Origin of the sequence: Streptomyces sp. NPDC048331 (genome assembly GCF_043201215.1) — a bacterium.
Taxonomy (GTDB): domain Bacteria; phylum Actinomycetota; class Actinomycetes; order Streptomycetales; family Streptomycetaceae; genus Streptomyces.
Genome location: NZ_JBICYT010000009.1, coordinates 1 through 25,926 on the forward strand (window position 1 = coordinate 1; position 25,926 = coordinate 25,926).

Below are 25,926 nucleotides of genomic sequence, written 5' to 3' on the forward strand. Positions count from 1 at the left end.
GGCCCTCCGCCCGGGGGCCCCTCCCAGCGGTAGCTGGGGGAGATGCACCGCACCGGACAACGCGACCCGGCAAACCTTTCCGGTCACGGCACTAGGTGATCCGAGAAACCGTCTAGTTCGGCAGGTAGTAGCTGAGTACGTCGCCGGTCAGGGGCGGGAAGAGCGCCTCGAACAGTTCCTCGTCCGCTGCGTAGACGTCGGGGCGGATCCGGTTCAGCCCCTGGATGCCGTGCGGGCCGAACAGCAGGGCGGCCAGATGGTCGGGCGCCACCCCGGCGCCTCCCGCGACTCCCGGCGACTGCATCGGGCCGCCGGTGACGACCTCACCGAGCCCGTCGGCGAGAACCGGAATCCGGTGGTGGGCGCCGAAGGTGGAGATGACGATGTCGTGGCCGGTACGGTCGATGCCGGCCTCGGAAAGGCGCTGCCGGAACAGCGGACGCATCCGGTCGAGCAGCGCTGCGACATCCGGGACGCGGATGTAGTACTGCTCCGCACCCCGATGCGGTTCCGGGACGATGAACTCCTGCCACGCGTCGCCCGTCACGGTGCCCGCCCGATGGACGATCCGTAGGGTGTCGTCGGGCGCCAGGGCGGCAATGCCGCTCAGGAGGTCCCGTGCCGCCGCCTCGTCGCGTGCCGCGGCCTCGGCCAGGAGCATCTCCCCGTCGGGAGGTGTGGTGCGGGCGGTGGCGACGACCGTGTCGGCACGCTCGAGAACCCAGAGGTTGCTCGACTCGTGGTCCAGGAGCCATCGCCAGCACGCCGCCGAGCGCGGCATGGTCACGTCGAACGCGCTCTGGGCCGAGGCCTGCAGGGCAGCCATGGAGGGGATGTCGGAGGGCCGGGCGGCACGGAGCGTGGCCGTCCCACTGCCGGGTGGCACGGCGTTCACGTTCAGCGTCGGGGGTATGTCGATCGCGTACTCGTAGCCGAACAGCCGGTAGAAGTACGGAATTCCGATCATCGCCTGGACGATGTGGCCACGGGCGGCAGAACGCTCGTGGGCCCAGTCCATCAGCGCCCTGACGAGCCCACGTCCCTCGTACTCGCCGGCGGTGGCGACCAGTTCCACCTGGCCGGCGGGCAGACGGATACCTCCGATCCACACCTCCTCGTCGAGGAGCGTCGCGGTGGACACGACCCGGTCGCCGTCGACGACCACGGCACAGGAGGACAGGCCCGCATCGGGGTCGGTCACCACCAGCCGGTGGTCGATGGCGTCGTCCGGCTCACCGCGCTCGGACAGGAGCGCGCCGATCTGGTCGAGGTCCGCGGGCACCGCCTGTCGCAGGACGAGGCCTTCGGCCAAGGAAACGGGGACGGAATGGCCTCTGTTCATGATCACAGCCGGACTGTCGCATCGCCCGGCGACCGGGGCCAACGAATTTCCGCGGCTCGCGTCGTACAGGTTCACCGCGTCACGAACCGGCCGCGGCGGGCGCCGGCAGTCTCGGTTCGACCTGGCTGCGGGAACGACCCGCGGGGACCGCGCACCGGCGAGGTCCCCGCGGGCGGCCCGTCAGCGGGTCACAGGATCTCGATGGAATCGACCTTGGGCGGGCGGTTCGGGAACGTGATCTCGGTCCAGCGGTTGATGCGCACCGAGTCGCCGTTGGCGTCGTAGTAGATCAGGTCGTTGTTGCCGGTGGAGATCTTGTCGACCCACCAGCCTCCGAACCCGGTCCGTCCCTTGTTCGCGTAGCAGTCCACGCTCTGGCGGCCGTCGCTGTGGGACCAGATCTTCAGGAAGTTCTCACCGCCTCGGCACTCGACGTGATCGATGGCGAAGGCGTTGCCGGGAACGGCCAGGGTCAGGGCCGCCGTCGCGGCGAACGCCACGGCAGCCGATCGAGCGAACCTCTTCGACTTGATGAGCACGATCTCTCCTTCACGGGAATCGAGCGAGAAAGGCGCCCTGTGCCTGCGGGCACGGCGGCACCCCGCACCGCGACGGACAGGCAGGTGACCTTCGCGGTTGCACATCCAGCCTTCCTCGGGACCGGTGCATTCTGCAATCAACTCCGGTGGGCTCGGCCGGAATTCGCGGCCTCTTGTCCCGATTCAGGCCTCTGGCGGTCAGTTGCGATGTTTGGGTGCCTTGGTTCTTTCGGCCATGTGCTCGAAGTGGGTGCGACGAGGTCCGGCCGGCCTCACCGGCACCTTCCGCCGGGGCGGCTCGAATCGGCGGGACGCGCACGAGCCGTCGGCGTTCGTCGCGATCATGACATTGATCTGCGGCAGCGTCGTCGTGCGGCGAGTGCATCGATGTGCGTCGGCCCGCAGTCCCCGCATGGTGATCGTGCGTCACCCGTTCGGACTGCCGCGGCCGTGACCACTCACCTCAAAACGGGATGTGTGCCACGTCCGGCCACCATCGCACGGCCTTGTTCGTCACCTCCGCCCTCGTGGGCGCCGCCATGCTGAGGGCGGAGTGTCAGGATGCGGACGCGGCCGGCAGGGTGCCCACGCCCGCAAGGTCCGTCCTCCGTCACCCCGTTCGCCGGCGCGGTCACGCCGTCCGGCTCCACCCGGCCACCGCCGAGAACTCCGAGGGCGCGGACCAGGAGAGCGAGTGCGTCGGCGGTGCTCGCGAGGGGGGGAGAGAAGCGTGCCGGGAGGTCTGCGGCGCCGATGACATCTCCTGGAGCACCCGCTTCGGACCCGAGCCGGTGAACGGATTCCGGTCATCGCGAAGGCGAAGCCGGGCATCACCTGCGCGCTGCCCGCAGTTCATCCGACCGTGGGGTTCGGACCGGCCGCACTCCACCTCGCCGGCACCCTCGTCCGGACCCGACGCCGACCCAAGAGGCAGAACCCAGCCGGGGCGGCTCGACGCACCAGGTCATGTTGACCGGGGCTCGAGCGCCCACCGATTGGCTGATCGGGTCCCCGTGTTGTGTTCGCGGGGACCTGAAAGCTCGCGGTGGCCGCGCAGAGAGGCTCGATGGTGTCGAATACAAACCAGGACCGGATGCAGGCCGCCCTGCCAGCGATTCGTGCGCTGCAGAAGCGCGCGGCGGACCTCGAAGCAAAGCAGTCCGAGCCGATCGCGGTCGTCTCGATGGCTTGCCGCCTACCCGGCGGGATCGACTCCCCGGAGGCCTTCTGGGACCTGCTCGCCTCCGGTGGTGACGCGGTCGGCGGCCTGCCGGACCGCTGGAGCGGTCTCGACCTGTACGACCCCGACCCGGAGGCCGTCGGCAAGACGTACTCCCAGAACGGCGGATTCCTCGACGGCGTCCAGGACTTCGACGCCGGCTTCTTCGGGATCTCGCCGCGTGAGGCGCTCTCGATGGACCCGCAGCAGCGGCTGGTCCTGGAGGCTTCCTGGGAGGCGCTGGAGCGGGCCGGTATCCGCCCTGACACGCTGATGGAGAGCCGCACGGGCGTCTACCTCGGCACGATGAGCTCCGACTACGGTCACCTGGGCCGTGATCTGGACGCCCTCGACGGGTACGTGAGCACCGGCAAGGCATCCAGCGTGGTGTCCGGCCGCGTCTCCTACACGCTCGGCCTTCAGGGCCCGGCGGTGACGGTGGACACCGCCTGCTCCTCCTCCCTGGTCGCCCTGCACCTGGCGGTACAGGCCCTGCGCCAGGGAGAGTGCGAACTGGCCCTCGCGGGCGGCGTCACGATCATGAGCGCCCCCTCCCTCTTCGTGGAGTTCTCACGCCTCAAGGGCATGGCGGCGGACGGCCGCTGCAAGTCCTTCTCGGCGCAGGCCGACGGCGCCGGTTGGGCCGAAGGCGTGGGCGTCATCGCCCTGAAGCGGCTGTCGGCCGCTCAGCGGGACGGCGATCCGGTCCTGGCCGTGATCCGCGGTTCGGCGGTGAACCAGGACGGCCGCAGCCAGGGTCTGACGGCGCCGAACGGTCCCTCGCAGCAACGGGTGATCCAGGACGCGCTGGAAGCCGCCCGGCTGACGCCGGCGGACATCGACGCGGTCGAGGCGCACGGCACGGGTACCGCGTTGGGCGATCCGATCGAAGCCGGCGCGCTCGCCGAGGTCTTCGGCCCGGGCCGGAAGCCCGGCCATCCGGTCTACCTCGGCTCGTCGAAGTCGAACATCGGGCACGCGCAGGCGGCCGCCGGCGTCATCGGTGTGATCAAGATGGTCCTCGCGCTGGAGCACGGCCTGCTCCCGAAGACCCTGCACGCCGACGAGCCGACCCCGCTGATCGAGTGGGAGCGCAGTGGCCTCGAGCTGTTGAACGAGGCTCGGCCGTGGGAGCGGGGCGCGGAGCGCACGCGGCGTGCGGGTGTGTCCTCGTTCGGTCTGAGCGGTACGAACGCTCACGTCGTGCTCGAAGAGCCGCCGGTGCGCGCGACCGCTGCGGCGGAGCGGCCGTCGGGGCCGGTTCCGGTGGTGGTTTCGGGGCGTGACGAGGTCGCGTTGCGGGAGCAGGCGGCGAACTGGGCTTCGTGGCTGGAGGACAACCAGGGGGTTCCGCCGGTCGATGTGGCGGTGACGGCGGCTCGTCATCGTTCGCATTTCGAGTCGCGGGCGAGCGTGGTCGCCGAGGACTCCGCGGGGCTGGTGGAGGCGTTGCGTGCGCTGGCGGAGGGCCGGTCGCACGACGCGGTGGTCACGGGTTCGGCCGCACGCCGCGGCAAGGTCGTGTTCGTGTATCCGGGCCAGGGCTCGCAGTGGGTCGGGATGGGCCGTGAACTCCTCGCGGAGAACGAGACCTTCCGGCGGGCCGTCGATGCGTGTGATGTGGCGTTGCGTCCGTTCACGGGCTGGTCGGTCCGTGAGGTCCTCGCCGGGGAGGAGGGTGATCATCCGCCGTTCGATCGGGTGGACGTGGTCCAGCCGGCGTTGTTCGCGATGGGTGTGGGTCTGTCGGCGGTCTGGCGTTCGCTGGGGGTGGAGCCGGCTGCGGTGGTGGGTCACTCACAGGGCGAGGTGGTCGCCGCCGTGGTGAGCGGTGCTCTGTCCTTGGAGCAGGGCGCTCAGATCGTGGCGCAGCGTTCGCGGGCGGTGTTGGCGTGTGCGGGTCAGGGCGGTATGGCTCTGATCGAACGTCCGGTCGCCGAGGTCGAGGGGTTCGTCGCCCCGTACGGTGACGCTCTGTCGGTGGCGGCGGTGAACACGGCTGGCTCGACCGTCATCTCCGGCCGGGCGGACGCGATCGCCGCGATCGTCGCGGACCTGTCGGAGCGGGACGTCTATGCCCGCAGGATCAACGTGGACTACGCGTCCCACAATGCCCAGATGGACCCGCTGCTGCCCGCTCTCGCGGACGGCTTCCAGGACTTGACCCCGACGGGGACGGACATCGCCTTCTATTCGACGGTGACCGGCGGGGTGGCGGGCGGTGCGGAGTTGGACGGGGGGTACTGGTGCCGGAATCTGCGGGAGCCGGTCCGTTTCGACCGGGCGCTGAACCAGCTCCTGGAGGACGGTCACACCGTTTTCGTGGAGATGTCCGCGCACCCGGTCCTGTCGATGCCGCTGACCGACGGGAGCGCGGAGCATGGCGGGATCGTCGTCGGCTCGCTCGCCCGCAACCACGGCGAGCCGGCACAACTCCTGCGCAACCTCGGCCTCCTCCACGTCCAGGGCCACACCCTGGACTGGAACCGCGTCCTCGGCACCACCACCACAACCGGTACCGAAAACCTGGTCCCCCTGCCGACCTACGCCTTCCAGCGCGAGCGCTACTGGCTCGAGTCGGACGAGCGCGCCGGTGATGCCGGCTCGCTCGGCCTCACCGCCTCGGCGCATCCGTGGCTCGGCGCGGTCACCGCGCTCGCCGACGGCGAGGGACACCTGTTCACCGGCCGTCTCTCCGCAGCCCAGCACCCGTGGCTCAAGGAACACGCCGCCTTCGGCACCCCCCTCGTCCCCGGCACCGGGCTCCTCGAACTCGTCCTCACCGCCGCCCACCACGTCGGTGCGTCCGCCGTCGCCGAACTCGCCCTCACCGAGCCCCTGCTGCTCGGCCCGGAGGGAGCCGTACGCATCCAGGTCGCGGTCGGCGCCCCGGACACGTCCGGCCGCCGGCCCGTCGCGGTCTACAGCCTCCCCGAGAACGCCCCCGACGACGCGCCGTGGCGCCGGCACGCGGCAGGTGCCCTCGCCCCCATCCCGGCCGCCGACCACGACTCCTTCACCGAGCTGGCCCAGTGGCCGGTTCCCGGCACCGAACCCGTCGACCTGGACGGATTCTACGACCGCCTCCGCGAGCGCGGCCTGGACTACGGCCCGGCCTTCCAGGGCCTGACCGAACTCTGGCGCGCGGGAGACACCGCCTACGGGCTGGTCCGGCTTCCCGAAGGCCTGGAGGCCGACGACTTCGGCGTCCACCCCGCCCTCCTCGACGCCGCCCTGCACGCGCTGGTCGGCGTCCAGGACACGGCCGCGGCCACGGCCGCCATGGCCACCGACGGGTCACAGGTCCTGCTGCCGTTCGAGTGGACCGGTGTCGAACTCCTCGCCGCGGGTGCCACCGAGCTCCGCGTACGCGTCGAACTCGACACCCGTCGGAACAGCGTGCGCGTTACCGCCACCGACCCGTCCGGCCGGCCCGTAGCGCACGCCGACGGACTTCAGCTGCGTGCGGCCGGCGCCGAGCAGCTGCGCGTCACGGAGACCGTCGACCACCTCTACCAGGTCGCGTTCCAGGCCGTTCCCCTACGGGAGGACGCGGCGGACGGCGTGACCTGGGTCCTGGGTGGCGACGCACTCGGCTTCGCCGCCGCCCACCCCGATGCGGACGCGCTGCTCGCCGCCCTCGCCGCGGGCGCGGACGCCCCCGCCCGCATCCTCGTCGACGCGACCCGCCCCATCGAGGCCACGCCCCTCGCCGCGGCTGCCGAGGCGATGGAGCTCGCGCAGCGGCTGCTGGCCGACCCTCGCCTCGAGCAGGCCGCGCTGATCTGGCTGACCCGAGGCGCGGTGGCCGCCGACGCCCCCGTCAGCGACCTGGCCCGCGCCGGACTGTGGGGAATCCTGCGCACGGCCCGCGGGGAACACTCCGAGCGCACCGTCCGGCTCCTCGACGTCGATGCCGAGCCGGCCGCTGTGGTGACGGACGTGACACGTGCCCTGCTGGTCTCCGGTGAGCCGGAGATCGCCGTTCGCGGTGGTGAGCTGCTGGTGGCGCGTCTGGTGCGTGCGGAGGCCGGTGGCGTGCTGCCGGAGTTCGCGGCCGACGGGTCGGTGCTGGTGACGGGTGGTACGGGTGAGCTGGGCAGGGCGGTGGCGCGTCACCTGGTCGCCGTGCACGGTGTCCGTCATCTGGTGCTGACCTCGCGGCAGGGTCCGCAGGCCCCGGGTGCTACGGAGCTGGCTGCCGAGCTGGAGGCTGCGGGCGCGCAAAGCGTACGGATCGTCGCGGCGGACATGTCCGACCGGGCTCAGGTCATCGATGTGCTGGCGGACACGGATCGCGCGTGGACGGCTGTGTTCCATCTGGCGGCGGTGTTGGACGACGGTCTGCTGGTGTCCCAGGACGCCGAGCGCCTCGCCCGTGTGTGGGGTCCGAAGGCCGAGGCGGCGTGGCACCTGCACGAGCTGACGCAGGGCCTGGACCTGGCCGCGTTCGTGCTGTTCTCGTCCGCCGCCGGTGTGCTGGGCGGTGCGGGGCAGAGCAACTACGCGGCGGCGAACACGTTCCTGGACGCCCTGGCCGCACACCGTCGCGGTGCGGGGCTGCCCGCGACGAGTGCGTCGTGGGGTCTGTGGGAGCAGGCCGGCCACGGCCTGACCGCCACCCTCGGCCAAGCCGAACTCGCCCGCATGCGCAGGCGCGGCATCGCCGCCCTCACCGAGCAGCAGGGCCTCGCCGCTCTGGACGCGGCCCTCGCCTCCGACCAGCCGCACCTGGTACCCGTACGGCTCGAACTCGCCTCTCTCCAGCGTGAACTGGACGGGGGAGCGGACGTTCCGGCGCTCTTCCGAAGTCTGCTGCGCGCCCGCCGTCAGCGGGCCGGACATGCCGGCGGCACGCCGACCGGACTGCTCGACCAGCTGGCCGCCCTGGCGGAGGCCGAGCGTCTGCCCTCGCTGATCGGGCTGGTGCAGCGCGAGGCGGCCGTCGTTCTCGGCATCTCCGGCGCCGAAGACATCGGAGCACAGCAGGTCCTGAAGGAACTCGGCATCGACTCCCTGATGGCGGTCGAGCTGCGCCGCCGGCTGTCCTCCGAGACCGGGATCTCCCTCCCCTCGACCCTCGCCTTCGACCACCCCACCCCCACCGCCATCGCGCGGCTCCTGCTCGACAAGCTGGCGCTCACCGACAAGCCCAAGCAGAAGGCGCCCGCCCGTCGTGCCTCCGCCGGCGACGAGGCCATCGCGGTCGTGTCGATGGCTTGCCGGCTGCCCGGCGGGATCGACTCCCCGGAAGCCTTCTGGGACCTCCTCGCCTCCGGTGGTGACGCGGTCGGCGGCCTGCCGGACCGCTGGAGCGGTCTCGACCTGTACGACCCCGACCCGGACGCGCTCGGCAAGAGCTATTCCCGCGAAGGCGGCTTCATCGAGGACATCGAGCGCTTCGACGCCGGCTTCTTCGGGATCTCGCCGCGTGAGGCGCTCTCGATGGACCCGCAGCAGCGACTGGTCCTGGAGGCTTCCTGGGAGGCCCTGGAGCGGGCGGGCATCCGCCCGGACGCGCTGACGGAAAGCCGCACGGGCGTCTACCTCGGCACGATGACCTCCGACTACGGCCACCAGGGCCGTGACCTGGACGCCCTCGACGGCTACACCAGCACCGGCTACGCGAGCAGCGTGGTGTCCGGCCGGGTCTCCTACGCGCTGGGTCTGCAGGGCCCGGCGGTGACGGTGGACACCGCCTGCTCCTCCTCCCTGGTCTCCCTCCATCTCGCGGCCGCCGCTCTGCGGCAGGGCGAGTGCGAGCTGGCCCTCGCCGGTGGCGTGACGGTGATGAGTACGCCCCGTCTGTTCGTGGAGTTCTCACGTCTGAAGGGCATGGCCCCCGACGGTCGCTGCAAGTCCTTCTCGGCGCTCGCCGACGGTGCCGGCTGGTCGGACGGAGTCGGCATCCTGGTGCTGAAGCGGCTGTCGGCCGCTCAGCGGGACGGCGATCCGGTCCTGGCCGTGATCCGCGGTTCGGCGGTGAACCAGGACGGCCGCAGCCAGGGTCTGACGGCGCCGAACGGTCCCTCGCAGCAACGGGTGATCCAGGACGCGCTCGAAGCCGCCCGGCTGACGCCGGCGGACATCGACGCGGTCGAGGCGCACGGCACGGGCACCCCGCTGGGCGATCCGATCGAGGCTGGTGCATTGGCCGAGGTCTTCGGCCCGGACCGTGACCGACAGCGCCCGGTCTACCTCGGTTCCTCGAAGTCGAACATCGGGCACGCCCAGGCCGCGGCGGGCGTCGCCGGTGTCATGAAGATGATCCTGGCGCTCCAGCACGAGACCCTGCCCAAGACCCTGTACGCGGACGAGCCGAGCCCGCACATCGAGTGGGACGGCAGCGGACTGGAACTCCTCAACGAAGCCCGCCCGTGGGAGCGGGGCGCGGAGCGCACGCGGCGTGCGGGTGTGTCCTCGTTCGGTCTGAGCGGTACGAACGCTCACGTGGTGCTGGAGGAGCCGCCTGCCGTCGCTCCGCAGCCGGTCGTTGATGAGGTACGGCCGGTTCCGGTGGTGGTTTCGGGGCGTGACGAGGTCGCGTTGCGGGAGCAGGCGGCGAACTGGGCTTCGTGGCTGGAGGACAACCAGGAGGTTTCGCCGGTCGATGTGGCGGTGACGGCGGCTCGTCATCGTTCGCATTTCGAGTCGCGGGCGAGCGTGGTCGCCGAGGACTCCGCGGGGCTGGTGGAGGCGTTGCGTGCGCTGGCGGAGGGCCGGTCGTACGACGCGGTCGTGACCGGCATGGCGCGGGAGCGCGGCAAGGTCGTGTTCGTGTATCCCGGTCAGGGCAGTCAGTGGGTCGGCATGGGCCGTGAACTCCTGGCCCGCAACCCGGTGTTCGCCGAGGCCGTCGATGCGTGTGATGTGGCGTTGCGTCCGTTCACGGGTTGGTCGGTCCGTGAGGTCCTCGCGGGGGCGGAGGGTGATCATCCGTCGTTCGATCGGGTGGACGTGGTCCAGCCGGCGTTGTTCGCGATGGGTGTGGGTCTGTCGGCGGTCTGGCGTTCGCTGGGGGTGGAGCCGGCTGCGGTGGTGGGTCACTCGCAGGGTGAGGTGGTCGCCGCCGTGGTGAGCGGTGCTCTGTCCTTGGAGCAGGGCGCTCAGATCGTGGCGCAGCGTTCGCGGGCGGTGTTGGCGTGTGCGGGTCAGGGCGGTATGGCTCTGATCGAACGCCCGGTCGCCGAGGTCGAGGGGTTCGTCGCCCCGTACGGTGACGCTCTGTCGATCGCCGCGGTGAACACGGCTGGCTCGACGGTGATCTCGGGTCGGGCGGACGCGATCGCCGCGATCGTCGCGGAGCTTTCCGGGCGGGACGTCTACGCCCGCAGGATCAATGTGGACTACGCGTCCCACAATGCCCAGATGGACCCGCTGCTGCCTGCTCTCGCGGAGGGTTTCGAGGGGATCGTTCCGAGGTCTTCGGATCTTGCGTTCTATTCGACGGTGACGGGTCGGGTCGCCGACGGTGCGGAGTTGGACGGCGGTTACTGGTGCCGGAATCTGCGGGAGCCGGTCCGATTCGACCGGGCGCTGAACCAGCTCCTGGAGGACGGTCACACCGTTTTCGTGGAGATGTCCGCGCACCCGGTCCTGTCGATGCCGCTGACCGACGGAAGCGCGGAGCACGGCGGGATCGTCGTCGGCTCCCTCGCCCGCAACCACGGCGAGCCGGCACAACTCCTGCGCAACCTCGGCCTCCTCCACGTCCAGGGCCACACCCTGAACTGGAACCGCGTCCTCTCCTCCGGTACCGAAAACCTCGTCCCCTTGCCGACCTACGCCTTCCAGCGCGAGCACTTCTGGATGGACACGCCGAAGTCCTCGGGCGATGTCCGCACCGTGGGTCTCGACGTCCCCGAGCACCCGTGGCTCGGCGCGGTCACCGCGCTCGCCGACGGCGAGGGACACCTGTTCACCGGCCGTCTCTCCGCAGCCCAGCACCCGTGGCTCAAGGAACACGCCGCCTTCGGCACCGCCCTCGTCCCCGGCACCGGGCTGCTGGAGCTGGCGCTCACCGCCGCCCACCACGTCGGTGCCGCGTCGGTCGAGGAGCTGACGCTCCTGGAGCCGCTGACCTTGACCGAGGACTCGATACTGCGGCTCCAGGTCGTGGTCGGTGCCCCGGACACCTCTGGTCGGCGTCCGGTGACGGTGTACAGCCGGCCCGAGGGCAGCGACGGCGACACGGAATGGCGTCGTCACGCCACCGGTGAGCTCGCCGACACCGCCGATGGCTCTTCCGACCACGAGGCGTTCGCCGACCTGGCCCGGTGGCCGGTCCCCGGCGCCGAGCGTGTCGACCTGGACGGCTTCTACGAGGGTTTCCGTGCCCGTGGTCTGGACTACGGTCCGGCCTTCCAGGGGCTGACGGAACTCTGGCGCGCGGGAGACACCGCCTACGGGCTGATCCGTCTCCCCGAGGGTTTGAAGGCCGACGACTTCGGCGTCCACCCCGCCCTCCTCGACGCCGCGCTCCACACCCTCATGGCCGTACGAGGCCAGGATGCGAGCGACCAGAAGGTGCTGCTCCCGTTCGAGTGGACGGGCGTCGAACTGCTCGCGACCGGAAGCACCGAGCTCCGCGTACGCATCGACCTCGACGACAGCCGCACCCACACCCGCATCTGGGTGGCCGATCCGGCCGGGCAGCCCGTCGTTCGGGCGCGCGGTCTCGCGATCCGCGAGGCGAGCGCCGAGCAGATCCGGGCCGGCGAGCGCGCCGAGCACCTCTACCGCGTCGAGTTCGCCGCGCCCCGGGCGCTCCAGCTTCACGACGCTCCGGCGGGCGGCACATGGCTTCTCGGCGACGACGCCTCGCTGTCCGCATCACTGAAGGTCGAACATGTGGCCGACGTGGATGCGCTCCTGGCGCAAGTCGACAACTGCGGGGAGGCACCGCTTCGACTCGTTGTCGATGCCGCACGAGCGGCATCACAGCTCCCGCCCGCGGGCGAAGGCGCCGCGGACGCGCAGCAGCTGACCGCCTCCGCTCTTGAAGTCCTGCAGCGTCTGTTGGCCGAACCCCGTCTGGTATCGACCGAGATCGTCTGGGTGACCCGCTCGGCCGTCGACGCGGGCGACGGCGTGACCGACCCGGCTCAGGCCCCTCTCTGGGGCCTGGTCCGGGCGGCGCGGGCCGAGCACGCCGACCGCGTCATCCGCCTCGTCGACCTGGACGCCGACGGCGCGGGTGACGACGTCCTGCCGGCGCGCGCCGTGTCCGCCACGGGTGAGCCGGAGATCGCGGTTCGGGGTGGTGAGCTGCTGGTGGCGCGTCTCGTACGTGCGGAGGCCGGTGGTGCGCTGCCGGAGTTCGCGGCCGACGGGTCGGTGCTGGTGACGGGTGGTACGGGTGAGCTGGGTCGGGCGGTGGCGCGTCATCTGGTGGCCGTGCACGGTGTGCGGCATCTGGTGTTGACGTCCCGGCGTGGCCCGGATGCCCCAGGTGCCGCGGAGTTGGTCGCGGAGTTGGAGGCGGCGGGTGCGGGGAGCGTACGGATCGTCGCGACCGACGTGTCCGACCGTACGCAGGTGGCGGCCCTGCTCGCGGGGACGGAGGGTCGTCCGTGGACGGCTGTGTTCCATCTGGCGGCGGTGTTGGACGACGGTCTGTTGGTGTCCCAGGACGCCGAGCGCCTCGCCCGTGTGTGGGGTCCGAAGGCCGAGGCGGCGTGGCACCTGCACGAGCTGACGCAGGGCCTGGACCTGGCCGCGTTCGTGTTGTTCTCGTCCGCCGCCGGTGTGCTGGGTGGTGCGGGGCAGAGCAACTACGCGGCGGCGAACACGTTCCTGGACGCCCTGGCCGCACACCGGCGAGGCAGGGGGCTTCCTGCGACGAGCGTGTCGTGGGGTCTGTGGGAGCAGGCCGGCCACGGTCTGACCGCCACCCTCGGCCAAGCCGAACTCGCCCGCATGCGCAGGCGCGGCATCGCCGCCCTCAGCGAGAAGCAGGCCCTGGCCGCCCTGGACATCGCTCTCGCCTCCGGACAACCGCACCTGGTACCGGTACGCCTCGAACTCACGCCTCTGCAACGTGAGCTGGACAACGGCGCCGACGTCCCGGCCCTGCTGCGCGGGCTTCTCCGCGCACCGCGTAAGAGGGCCGGCGGCGAGGCGTCCACCGGAGCGGGCGGGCTGCGCGAGCAGCTGACCGCGCTGCCGGAAGCCGAGCGACTGCCCTCCCTCACCCAGTTGGTGCAGCGCGAGGCTGCCGTGGTGCTCGGCGCTTCCGGAGTCGCGGGCATCGGGGCGCAGCAGGTCCTGAAGGAACTCGGCATGGACTCGCTCATGGCGGTCGAGCTGCGCCGCCGTCTGTCGGCCGAGACCGGGATCTCGCTGCCGTCCACGCTCGCCTTCGACCACCCCACGCCCACCGCCATCGCCGGCCTCGTGCTCGACAAGCTGGCCATCGGGGCCGGGGGAGCGGTACGGACCGGACAGGGCGTGACGAAGAACCAGATCGACAGCCTCGTGGAACTCCTGCGTTCCGTGGCCCCGAAACAACTCGAGGAGCAGGGCCTGGCCGCCGGGCTTCTGGCGCTGCGGGACGGCCTGGCCAAGGCCGCGGCCGCGTCCCGCGGGGCCGAAGCCGAGCCCGAAGCCGAGCTCGGCGGCGACAGCACCGATGACCTCCTGCAGTTCCTGGATCGCAAGCTTGGAGTGAGTGAATGAGCGCGTCTGAAGTCGGGAAGCTGGAAAAACTCGAGGCGTACCTGCGGCGTACGGCGAACGCGCTCGTCGAGACCGAGAAGGAACTCGACGCAGAGCGGTCCGCACGCATCGAGCCGATCGCGGTCGTGTCGATGGCCTGCCGGCTGCCCGGCGGCATAGACACGCCGGAAGCCTTCTGGGACCTCCTCGCCTCCGGCGGTGACGCGGTCGGCGGCCTGCCGAAGCGCTGGAACGACCTCGACGTCTACGACCCGGACCCGGAGGCCGTCGGCAAGAGCTACGCCCGCGAAGGCGGCTTCATCGAGGGAGCCGACGGCTTCGACGCCGGCTTCTTCGGGATCTCGCCGCGTGAGGCGCTCTCGATGGACCCGCAGCAGCGACTGGTCCTGGAGGCTTCCTGGGAGGCCCTGGAGCGGGCGGGCATCCGCCCGGACGCGCTGGCCGAGAGCCGTACCGGCGTCTACCTCGGCACCATGAGTTCCGACTACGGCAACCAGCAGGGCCACGACCTCAACGCCCTCGACGGATACGTCAGCACCGGCAACGCGAGCAGCGTCGTCTCGGGCCGCGTCTCCTACACGCTCGGCCTTCAGGGCCCGGCGGTGACGGTGGACACCGCCTGTTCCTCCTCCCTCGTCTCGATCCACCTCGCCGTGCAGGCGCTGCGGCAGGGCGAGTGCGAACTCGCCCTCGCCGGCGGTGTGACCGTGATGAGCACCCCGGCGCTGTTCGTGGAGTTCTCACGCCTCAAGGGCATGGCGGCGGACGGTCGCTGCAAGTCGTTCTCGGCGCAGGCCGACGGCGCGGGCTGGGCCGAGGGCGCGGGCGTGATCGTACTGAAGCGGCTGTCGGCCGCTCAGCGGGACGGCGATCCGATCCTGGCGGTGATCCGCGGTTCGGCGGTCAACCAGGACGGCCGCAGCCAGGGTCTGACGGCGCCGAACGGTCCGGCGCAGCAGCGCGTCATCCACGACGCGCTGGAAGCCGCCCGGCTGACGCCGGCCGACGTCGACGCGGTCGAGGCGCACGGCACGGGCACCCCGCTGGGCGACCCCATCGAAGCCGGTGCATTGGCCGAGGTGTTCGGCCCCCACCGCGACGACAAGAAACCCCTCTATCTCGGCTCGTCGAAGTCGAACATCGGGCACGCGCAGGCGGCGGCCGGGGTCATCGGCGTGATCAAGATGGTCCTGGCGCTCCAGCACGAGACCCTGCCCAAGACCCTGCACGCGGACGAGCCGAGCCCGCACATCGAGTGGGAGCGCAGTGGCCTCGAGCTGTTGAACGAGGCTCGGCCGTGGGAGCGGGGCGCGGAGCGCACGCGGTGTGCGGGTGTGTCCTCGTTCGGTCTGAGCGGTACGAACGCTCACGTGGTACTGGAGGAGCCGCCTGCCGTCGCTCCGCAGCCGGTCGTTGATGAGGTACGGCCGGTTCCGGTGCTGGTTTCGGGGCGTGACGAGGTCGCGTTGCGGGAGCAGGCGGCGAACTGGGCTTCGTGGCTGGAGGACAACCAGGGGGTTCCGCCGGTCGATGTGGCGGTGACGGCGGCTCGTCATCGTTCGCATTTCGAGTCGCGGGCGAGCGTGGTCGCCGAGGACTCCGCGGGGCTGGTCGAGGCGTTGCGTGCGCTGGCGGAGGGCCGCTCGCACGACGCGGTCGTGACCGGCATGGCGCGGGAGCGCGGCAAGGTCGTGTTCGTGTACCCCGGTCAGGGCTCGCAGTGGATCGGGATGGGCCGTGAACTCCTCGCGGAGAACGAGACCTTCCGGCGAGCCGTCGAAGCGTGTGATGTGGCGTTGCGTCCGTTCACGGGCTGGTCGGTCCGTGAGGTCCTCGCCGGGGAGGACGGTGATCATCCGCCGTTCGATCGGGTGGACGTGGTCCAGCCGGCGTTGTTCGCGATGGGTGTGGGTCTGTCGGCGGTCTGGCGTTCGCTGGGGGTGGAGCCGGCTGCGGTGGTGGGTCACTCGCAGGGCGAGGTGGTCGCCGCCGTGGTGAGCGGTGCTCTGTCCTTGGAGCAGGGCGCTCAGATCGTGGCGCAGCGTTCGCGGGCGGTGTTGGCGTGTGCGGGTCAGGGCGGTATGGCTCTGATCGAACGCCCGGTCGCCGAGGTCGAGGGGTTCGTCGCCCCGTACGGTGACGCTCTGTCGATCGCCGCGGTGAACACGGCTGGCTCGACCGTCATCTCCGGCCGGGCGGACGCGATCGCCGCGATCGTCGCGGAGCTTTCCGGGCGGGACGTCTACGCCCGCAGGATCAATGTGGACTACGCGTCCCACAACGCCCAGATGGACCCGCTGCTGCCCGCTCTCGCGGACGGCTTCCAGGACTTGACCCCGACGGGGACGGACATCGCCTTCTATTCGACGGTGACCGGCGGGGTGGCGGGCGGTGCGGAGTTGGACGGGGGGTACTGGTGCCGGAATCTGCGGGAGCCGGTCCGTTTCGACCGGGCGCTGAACCAGCTCCTGGAGGACGGTCACACCGTTTTCGTGGAGATGTCCGCGCACCCGGTCCTGTCGATGCCGCTGACCGACGGGAGCGCGGAGCACGGCGGGATCGTCGTCGGCTCGCTCGCCCGCAACCACGGCGAGCCGGCACAGCTGCTGCGCAACCTCGGCCTCCTCCACGTCCAGGGCCACACCCTGAACTGGAACCGCGTCCTCGGCACCGGAAACCTCGTGCCGCTCCCCTCGTACGCCTTCCAGCGCGAGCACTTCTGGATGGATACCCCGAAGTCCTCGGGCGATGTCCGCACCGTGGGTCTCGACGTCCCCGAGCACCCGTGGCTCGGCGCGGTCACCGCGCTCGCCGACGGCGAGGGACACCTGTTCACCGGCCGTCTCTCCGCAGCCCAGCACCCGTGGCTCAAGGAACACGCCGCCTTCGGCACCGCCCTCGTCCCCGGCACCGGGCTGCTGGAGCTGGCGCTCACCGCCGCGCACCACGTCGGTGCCGCGTCGGTCGAGGAACTCACGCTCCTGGAGCCGCTGACCTTGACCGAGGACTCGATACTGCGGCTCCAGGTCGTGGTCGGTGCCCCGGACGCCGTAGGCCGCCGGTCGGTGAACGTGTACAGCCTGCCGGAGGGCAGCGACGGCGACACGGAATGGCGTCGCCACGCCACCGGTGAGCTCGCCGAAACCACCGATGCATCCTTCGACCACGAGGCGTTCGCCGACCTGGCCCGGTGGCCGGTCCCCGGCGCCGAGCGTGTCGACCTGGACGGCTTCTACGAGGGCTTCCGTGCCCGTGGTCTGGACTACGGCCCGGCCTTCCAGGGCCTGACGGAACTCTGGCGCGCGGGAGACACCGCCTACGGGCTGATCCGTCTCCCCGAAGGGCTGAAGGCCGACGACTTCGGCGTCCACCCCGCCCTCCTCGACGCCGCGCTCCACACCCTCATGGCCGTACGCGACGAAGAAGCCGGGCAGCGCGTCTTCATGCCGTTCGAGTGGACCGGTGTCGAGCTCCTCGCCGCGGGTGCCACCGAGCTCCGCGTACGCGTCGACGTCGCGTCGGGCACCGACGAACACCTCACCCTCACCGTCGCCGACGGCACGGGCCACCCCGTCGTACGGGCGCGTGGTCTCGCGATCCGCGAGGCGAGCGCCGAGCAGATCCGGGCCGGCGAGCGCGCCGAGCACCTCTACCAGGTCGAGTTCCGCCCTGCCCGGACGCCGGGCGGCGACGCCGAGCCGGCGGGGGAGACCTGGGTCCTCGCCGGTGACACGGTCCTGGCCGCGGCTCTCGGCGCCCAGGTGTTCCCGGACCTCGACGCGCTCCTCACCCGGCTTTCCGCAGCGGCGGACGCCCCGGCTCGCATCCTCGTCGACGCGACCCGACCCGCCGCGGCCGCGGCCACGGCCACGGCCCTCGGCGAGGCCACGGCAGCGCTGGAGCTGATCCAGGGGCTGCTGGCCGCACCGGGCATCGAACGGGCCGAGCTCGTCTGGGTGACCCGCTCGGCGGTGGACGCGGGTGACGGTGTCGCCGACATCGCTCACGCGCCTTCGTGGGGCCTGGTCCGGGCGGCGCGTGCCGAGCACGCCGACCGCGTCATCCACCTCGTCGACCTGGACGCCGGCGGCGTGGGCGACGTCGCCGTGCTCGCCCAGGCCCTGTCCCTCACCGACGAGCCCGAGATCGCGCTTCGCGACGGGGAGATCCGTACGGCCCGCCTGGTCCGTGCGGCCAAGGCCTCCTCGGACGTCCCGCAGCTGAATCCCGAAGGATCCGTCCTCGTCACGGGCGGTACGGGTGAGTTGGGTCGGGCGGTGGCGCGTCATCTGGTGGCCGTGCACGGTGTGCGGCACCTGGTGCTGACGTCCCGTCGTGGTCCGGAGGCGCCGGGTGCGGCCGCGTTGGTTGCCGAGCTGCAGGCGGCGGGTGCGCGGAGCGTACGGATCGTCGCGGCCGACGTGGGTGACCGTACGCAGGTGGCGGCGTTGCTCGCGGGGACGGAGGGTCGTCCGTGGACGGCTGTGTTCCATCTGGCGGCGGTGTTGGACGACGGTCTGTTGGTGTCGCAGGACGCGGAGCGTCTGGCTGGTGTCTGGGGTCCCAAGGCCGAGGCGGCGTGGCATCTGCACGAGCTGACGCGCACCCTCGACCTGACGGCCTTCGTGCTGTTCTCTTCCGCCGCGGGTGTTCTGGGTGGTGCGGGGCAGAGCAACTACGCGGCGGCGAACACCTTCCTGGACGCCCTGGCCGCGTACCGGCGTGGTGCGGGGCTGCCCGCGACGAGTGTGTCGTGGGGTCTGTGGGAGCAGGCCGGCCACGGTCTGACCGCCACCCTCGGCCAAGCCGAACTCGCCCGCATGCGTCGAATGGGCATCGCCGCACTCACCGAGCAGCAGGGCCTCACGGCCCTCGACGCCGCCCTCGGCTCCGGCCGCCCCCACCTCGTCCCGGTCAAGCTCGACCTGGTCGCCCTCCAACGCAGCGCCGGCGAGGTGCCCGCCCTCCTGCGTGCTCTCGTCCGCGCCCCGAAGAAGCGCGTGGGCGAAGCCGGCACGGCGCCCTCCGGGCTGCGCGACCAGCTGGCCGCGCAGGCCGAGGCCGAGCGTCTTCCGCACCTGGTTCGGCTGGTGCAGCGCGAGGCGGCCGCGGTCCTCGGTGTCTCCGGCGCCGAGGGCGTCGGGGCGCAGCAGGTCCTGAAGGAACTCGGAATCGACTCCCTGATGGCGGTCGAGCTACGCCGCCGCCTGTCGGCCGAGACCGGAATCCCGCTGCCGTCCACGCTCGCCTTCGACCACCCCACCCCCACCGCCATCGCCGGCCTCCTCCTCGACAAGTTGGCGCTCACCGACAAGCCCGAGCAGAAGACGCCCGCACGGCGTTCCTCCGCCTCCGCCTCCGCCTTCGCCGCAGCCGCCGACGACCCGATCGCGGTCGTGTCGATGGCCTGCCGGCTGCCCGGCGGCATAGACACGCCGGAAGCCTTCTGGGACCTCCTCGCCTCCGGTGGTGACGCGGTCGGCGGCCTGCCGAAGCGCTGGAACGACCTCGACGTCTACGACCCGGACCCGGAGGCCGTCGGCAAGAGCTACGCCCGCGAAGGCGGCTTCATCGACGACGCCGCGGACTTCGACGCCGCCTTCTTCGGCATCTCGCAGCGCGAGGCGCTCTCGATGGACCCCCAGCAGCGCCTCGTACTCGAAACCGCCTGGGAGGCGCTGGAGCGTGCGGGCATCCGCCCCGAAACGCTCAGCGAGAGCCGCACCGGGGTCTACCTCGGCGCCATGAGCTCCGACTACGGAGAACAGGGCCGCGAACTCGACGCCTTCGACGGGTACGTGAGCACCGGCAACGCCTCCAGCGTCGTCTCGGGCCGTGTCTCGTACGCGCTGGGCCTCCAGGGCCCTGCCGTCACCGTGGACACCGCCTGCTCCTCCTCTCTCGTCTCGATCCACCTTGCCGCCACCGCCCTGCGCCAGGGTGAATGCGAACTCGCCCTCGTCGGCGGCGTCACCGTCATGAGCACACCGCGGCTCTTCGTGGAGTTCTCCCGCCTCAAGGGCATGGCCCCCGACGGCCGCTGCAAGTCCTTCTCCGCCCTGGCCGACGGTGCGGGATGGTCCGACGGCGTCGGCATCCTCGTCCTCAAGCGGCTGTCGGCCGCCGAACGCGACGGAGACCGCGTCATGGCCGTCATACGCGGGTCGGCCGTCAACCAGGACGGCCGGAGCCAGGGCCTGACCGCCCCCAACGGTCCCGCACAGCAGCGCGTCATCCACGACGCCCTGGAAGCCGCCCGTCTCACCCCCGCCGACATCGATGCCGTCGAAGCCCACGGCACGGGCACCCCGCTCGGCGACCCCATCGAGGCCGGTGCACTGGCCGAGGTGTTCGGCCCCCACCGCGCCGAGGACCGCCCGCTCCACCTGGGCTCCTCCAAGTCGAACATCGGCCACGCCCAAGCCGCCGCCGGCGTCGCCGGTGTCATGAAGATGGTCCTGGCGCTCCAGCACGAGACCCTTCCCAAGACCTTGCACGCCGACGAGCCGAGCCCGCACATCGAGTGGGACGGCAGCGGACTGTCCCTCCTGCGCGAGGCCCGGCCGTGGGCGCGGGACGCCGCGCGGACCCGCCGCGCGGGCGTGTCCTCCTTCGGGCTCAGCGGCACCAACGCCCACATCGTCCTGGAGGAACCCCCGGCCCCCGCCCCCGCCCCCGCCCCTGCCCCCGCCCCCACCCCTGTCCCCGCCCCGGCCCTCGCCGGCGAGTCGGTCACCGCGTACCCCCTCGTCCTCTCCGGCCGCGACGAGAGCGCCCTGCGCACCCAGGCCGCCCGCTGGGCCGACTGGCTCGAGGGCCGCCCCGAGGTACCGGTGGCCGACCTCGCGTACGCGGCGGCCCGCCACCGTACGCAGTTCGAGCACCGCGCCGCCCTCACCGTGACCACCACCGCGGAAGCCGTCGCCGCGCTGCGCACCCTCGCCGACGGCCGCACCCCGGCCGGCGCGACGGAGGGGGCCGCCGCCGACAGGCCCCTCGCGGTGCTGTTCACCGGCCAGGGCAGCCAGCGGCCCGGCATGGGCCGCGCCCTGTACGCCGCCCTGCCGGTGTTCCGGGAGGCCTTCGACGCGGCCTGCGCCGCGCTCGACCCGCACCTGAACCAGCCCCTGGCCGAACTCGTCCTCGGCGGCTCGGCACTCGTCCACGAGACCGAATACGCGCAGCCGGCCTTGTTCGCCTTCGAGACCGCGCTCTTCCGCCAGTGGGAGGCCTGGGGTGTGCGCCCCGCCGCCGTCGCGGGCCACTCCATCGGCGAACTCGCCGCCGCGCACGTCGCAGGAGTCCTCACCCTGGACGACGCCGCCCGACTGGTGGCCGCCCGCGGCCGCCTGATGCAGGGCTGCGAACACGGCGGCGCGATGGCCTCCGTAGAGGCCTCGGAATCCGAGGTCCTGGAAGTTCTCGCGGGCGTTGCCGGGCGCATCTGTGTCGCAGGCGTCAACAGCCCCGCGCAGACTGTCGTCAGCGGTGACGCGGCCGCCGTGGCCGCCGCCACCGGCAGGTTCGCCGCACTCGGTCGCCGCACCCGCCGCCTGGCCGTCTCGCACGCCTTCCACTCGCCGCACATGGAGGCCATGCTCGACGCCTACCGCGAGGTGGCCGAAGGTATCTCGTTCGCCGCACCGCGGATCCCCGTGGTCTCCACGGTGACCGGCACCCGCATGGGCCAGGACCTCGCACCCGGCGAAGGCCTGCGCGACCCCGCCTACTGGGTGCGCCAGGTCCGCGAAGCCGTCCGTTTCCTCGACGCCGTACGGACCCTCGAGGCGGACGGCATCGACCTTCACCTCGAATGCGGCCCCGCAGCCGTCCTGGCCGCCATGGGCGCAGGATGTGTCACCGACCCCGCCGTGTTCGTCGCCTCCCAGCGCGCGCCCAAGGACGCCGAACGGGCTCCGGACGAGGTCCGCGTCCTCGTCGAAGCCCTTGGCGCGCTGCACACCGGCGGCCAGGAGCCCGTCTGGGACGAGGTGTTCACCGGCCGGACCGGCCCGCACCTCGTCCTCGCCGCCGAGCTGCCCACGTACGCCTTCCAGCGCGAGCGGTACTGGCTCGAACCCGCCCGCGACGCCGGCCGCAGCGCCCGGGACACCGGTCTCGTACCCGCCGGGCACCCCTGGCTGGGCGCCGTCCTGACGCTCGCCGACGGCGAGGGCCAGCTGCTCTCGGGTCGCCTCTCGCTGGCCGACCACCCCTGGCTCGCCGACCACGCCGTCTTCGGCAGCGTTCTCGTGCCCGGCACCGGCCTGCTCGACCTGGCCCTGGCCGCGGCCCGGGTCGTCGGCGCCGCACGCGTGGCCGAACTCGCCCTCGCCCAGCCGCTCGTCCTCACCGAAGGCGAGGCACTGCGCCTCCAGGTGAAGGTGGGTGCCCCGGACGCGGACGGACGGCGGAAGATCGCCGTCCACAGCCAGCCCGAGACCTCCGCCGACCCGACGGCCTGGACCCTGCACGCTTCCGGCGAACTCACCGACGCTCCCGCACAGGGCGCCCCGGACGGGCTCGCCGACCTGACCCGGTGGCCGGTCCCGGGAGCCGAGAGCATCGCCCTCGACGGCTTCTACGAGCAGCTCGGCGGCGACGGTCTCGACTACGGCCCGGCCTTCCGCGGTGTGACCGAACTGTCCCGCCAGGACGGCGTCGCGTACGGCAGGGTCGTCCTGCCCGAGCCGCTGCGCCCCACCACCGACGGCCACGGCGTGCACCCCGCCCTTCTCGACGCGGCCCTGCACGTCCTGGCCGGGGTCACTCCCGCCGGCGCCGACCGGCCCGCAGGCACCGTGCTGCTCCCCTTCGCCTGGACCGACGTGACGCTGTATGCCACGGACAGCACCGAACTGCGCGTCCGTGTCGCCCTGGAGACCGACGACCAGGCCCCGGCGGCCGGGACCCCGCAGGCCGCGGCCGCCGGATTCGGCGCCGCCGTCCTCGTCACCGACCCCTCCGGAGACCCCGTCCTGTCGGGCGTGCTCCAGGTCCGCCAGGCCTCCGCCGACCAACTGCGGGTCACCCGTCCCTCCGACGCCGACCACCTCTACCGCGTCGAGTTCCAGCCGGTCCCCGAGCCCGCCGCCACCGCCGACCCGGCCACCCCGGCCGGCCCGGCCACCACCTTGGTGATCGGCGGCACCGGAGCCCTCGCCGAGTGCCTCGGTGCCGTCTGGGCGGCGGGCCCCGAGCCGCTGCCCGACGCCGCGCCGGTCCCGGACCGCATCGTCGTCGACGCCACCGAGGCCGTCGCGGGCGATGCGGCCCAGGGTGCTCAGGCCGCCACCCTGGCGGCCCTGGACCTCGTACAGCACCTGCTCACCGAGCGGTACGCCTCGGCCGAGCTGGTCTGGATCACCCGGGACGCCGTCGCGGCCCGCCCCGAGGACACCGCGGGCGCACTCGCCCACGCTCCCCTGTGGGGCCTCGTACGGGCCGTCCGCGGGGAGGCTCCCGACCGCACCCTGCGCCTGCTCGACCTCGACACGGCCACCCCCGACGCGGCGGCCCTCACGACCGCCCTCGCCGTCACCGACGAGCCCGAACTGGCGCTGCGCGGCACCACCTTGCTCGCGCCCCGACTCGTCCGTGCGGGGCAGGGCCCGCGCCCCGGCGCGGCCCAGGGCGGCGCGGCCCTGACCCCGCCCGCCGAGGACGGCCCCTGGCACCTCGACATCCGCGAGAAGGGCAGTTTCGACAGCCTCGAACTGGTCCCCGTCGCCGACGGCGGCCCGCTCGGCCCCCACGAGGTCCGCGTCGCCGTCCGCGCCGCGGGCATGAACTTCCGCGACGTCCTCAACACGCTCGGCATGGTCGCCACGCCCGCACTGGGCCTCGAGTTCGCGGGCACGGTCCTGGAGACCGGCTCCGCGGTCACGCACCTGCGCCCGGGCGACCGGGCCATGGGTCTCGCGCTCGGTGCCTTCGGCACCGAAGTGCGCGGCGACGGCCACCTGATGACGAAACTGCCCGACACCCTCACCTACGAAGAGGGCGCGACGATCCCGCTCGCCTTCCTCACCGCCTATTACGCCCTCACCGACCTCGGTGCTCTGCGTCCGGCCGAGAGACTCCTCGTCCACGCCGCCGCCGGCGGGGTCGGCATGGCCGCCGTCCAGCTCGCCGGCCACCTGGGCGCCGAGGTGTACGGCACCGCCAGCCGCGGCAAGTGGGACGCGCTGCGTGCCCTCGGACTGCCCGACGAGCGCATCGCCTCCTCCCGCGACACCACGTTCGAGCGGCGGTGGCTCACCGCCACCGGCGGAGCCGGCTTCGACGTCGTGCTGAACTCCCTCGCCGGCGAGTTCACCGACGCCTCGTTGCGCCTGCTGCCGCGAGGCGGCCGCTTCCTCGAGATGGGCAAGACCGACATCCGCGACGCGGACCGGATCACCGCCGCCCACCCCGGCGTCGCCTACACCGCCTTCGACCTGATGTCGCTGGACCCCAGCCACCTGCACCGGATGCTCACCGAGCTGTCCGCCCTGCTCACCGACCGGGTCATCACCCCGCTGCCGTACCTCGCGTACGACGTACGGGAGGCCCCCGCGGCCTTCCGCCACATGGCGCAGGGCCGCCACACGGGCAAGCTGGTCCTCACCGTCGGTCGGCCGCTCGACCCGCAGGGCGTGGTCCTGCTCACCGGAGGCACCGGCGAGCTCGGTCGCGACCTGGCGGGGCACCTCGTCGCGGAACACGGCGTACGCCACCTCGTCCTGACCTCCCGCCAGGGCATGGCGGCGCCCGGCGCGGACGCACTCGTGGCCGACCTCGAAGCAGCCGGCGCGGCCAGTGTGCGCATCGTGGCCTGCGACGTCTCGGACCGCGACGCGGTGGCCGGCCTGCTGGCCGAAGCCGTACGGGAACGCCCGCTGACCGGCGTGGTGCATCTCGCGGCCGTGATCGACGACGGCGTCGTCCGTCACCAGACGCCCGAGCGCTTCGCCCGGGTCCTCGCCCCCAAACTGGCGGGCGCCTGGCACCTGCACGAACTGACCCGCGACCTGGACCTGGCCGCCTTCGTCCTCTTCTCCTCGGTCGCGGGCACCCTCGGATCGCCGGGCCAGTCCAACTACGGCGCGGCCAACGCCTTCCTGGACGCACTCGCCACCCACCGCCTGCGCCGCGGCCTGCCCGCCACCAGCCTCGCCTGGGGTCTGTGGGCCCAGGGCGGCGCCGGCCTGACCGCCCGGCTCGGCGAGGCCGAACTCGCCCGGATGCGCCGCCAGGGCGCGCAGGCCATGACCGCGGCCGAGGGCCTCGGCCTCTTCGACACCGCCCTGTCCCGCCCGGAACCGCACCTGGTGCCGCTCAAGCTCGACGCCACACGGCTCGGCACCGACTCCGCTCCCGCCCTGCTGCGCGCCCTGGTCCGTACGCGGCCCAGGAAGGCCAAGGAGTCCGCCGTGGCCGGCTCCGCCTTCCGGGAGCGGCTGGCCGCCCTGCCCGCCGGGGAACGCGAGGCGGAGCTGATCACGTTCGTCCAGCAGGAGGTCACCGCGGTCCTCGGCCTCTCCGGCGGGGTCTCACTCGACAAGCCGATGCGCGAACTGGGCTGGGACTCCCTGATGGCCGTCGAACTGGGCAACCGCATCACCAAGTACACGCAGTTGGCCGTGCCCGGCACGCTCGCCTTCGACTACCCCACGCCCCGCGCCATCGCCGGATACCTGCTCGGCCGGCTCTCCTTCGACGACGCACCGCAGCCTGGTGCCGACACCCCGCCGCAGGACCCGGCGCAGGCCGCCCGGTGGGCGGTGACCCGTATAGGTGTCGAACGGCTGCGCCAGAGCGGCCTGCTGGAGCGGCTGTTGGAACTCGCCGCCCCCGAAGCGGCCCGGCCGGCGGTCCGGGCCGACGCCCTCCGGACCGCCGAGGAACTCACCGACTCCGAGATGGACGCCGCCCTGGACGCCGTCCTCGGCACCGTCTGACGCGCTGCCCCGGGCCGGCTCACCGGCCGGCCCGGGGCCGCTCCTGCCCGCCTCGAAGGCGCCTCGGGACGCACCGGAGGCGCCGGCCGCCGACCACCCCGTCCTCGAACACGCCTGCCCTTCGCGAATGGCTAATTCCATTCGCCGGCATCGGAAATGCAGGGTCGCCATTCCTGGATTTCTGTGCCAGACTTTTTTCGTCGATTG

Annotated in this window: 4 protein-coding genes; 2 read left to right on the forward strand and 2 right to left on the reverse strand. The window is 72.3% G+C overall.

Annotation, left to right across the window (positions count from 1 at the left end):
• Positions 1 to 112 precede the first annotated feature (112 nt).
• Together ACGFYY_RS15410 and ACGFYY_RS15415 are read right to left on the reverse strand one after the other, a co-directional pair.
• Positions 113 to 1,342, reverse strand: coding sequence for a GNAT family N-acetyltransferase (locus tag ACGFYY_RS15410; RefSeq protein ID WP_393709954.1), 1,230 nt, complete (start codon positions 1,340 to 1,342; stop codon positions 113 to 115).
• 188 nt (positions 1,343 to 1,530) lie between these two features.
• The gene (locus ACGFYY_RS15415) at positions 1,531 to 1,881 is read right to left on the reverse strand and encodes a beta/gamma crystallin domain-containing protein (protein WP_365275305.1); all 351 of its coding nucleotides are present in this window, start codon (positions 1,879 to 1,881) and stop codon (positions 1,531 to 1,533) included.
• 1,066 nt (positions 1,882 to 2,947) lie between these two features.
• Between ACGFYY_RS15415 and ACGFYY_RS15420 the strand changes: the two genes are divergently transcribed.
• Positions 2,948 to 13,777 carry a beta-ketoacyl synthase N-terminal-like domain-containing protein gene (locus ACGFYY_RS15420; RefSeq protein ID WP_393709605.1) on the forward strand — a complete coding sequence of 3,610 codons (10,830 nt, stop codon included), beginning with the start codon at positions 2,948 to 2,950 and terminating at the stop codon, positions 13,775 to 13,777.
• The gene (locus tag ACGFYY_RS15425) at positions 13,774 to 25,719 is read left to right on the forward strand and encodes an SDR family NAD(P)-dependent oxidoreductase (protein ID WP_393709607.1); all 11,946 of its coding nucleotides are present in this window, start codon (positions 13,774 to 13,776) and stop codon (positions 25,717 to 25,719) included. The genes ACGFYY_RS15420 and ACGFYY_RS15425 overlap by 4 nt, the downstream gene beginning before the upstream one ends.
• Positions 25,720 to 25,926: the final 207 nt, after the last annotated feature.

Coding starts and splice junctions, on each gene's coding strand:
- ACGFYY_RS15410 (WP_393709954.1), bottom strand. CDS start 1,342: ATGAACAGAGGCCATTCCGTCCCCGTTTCCTTGGCCGAAGGCCTCGTC.
- ACGFYY_RS15420 (WP_393709605.1), top strand. CDS start 2,948: ATGGTGTCGAATACAAACCAGGACCGGATGCAGGCCGCCCTGCCAGCG.
- ACGFYY_RS15425 (WP_393709607.1), top strand. CDS start 13,774: ATGAGCGCGTCTGAAGTCGGGAAGCTGGAAAAACTCGAGGCGTACCTG.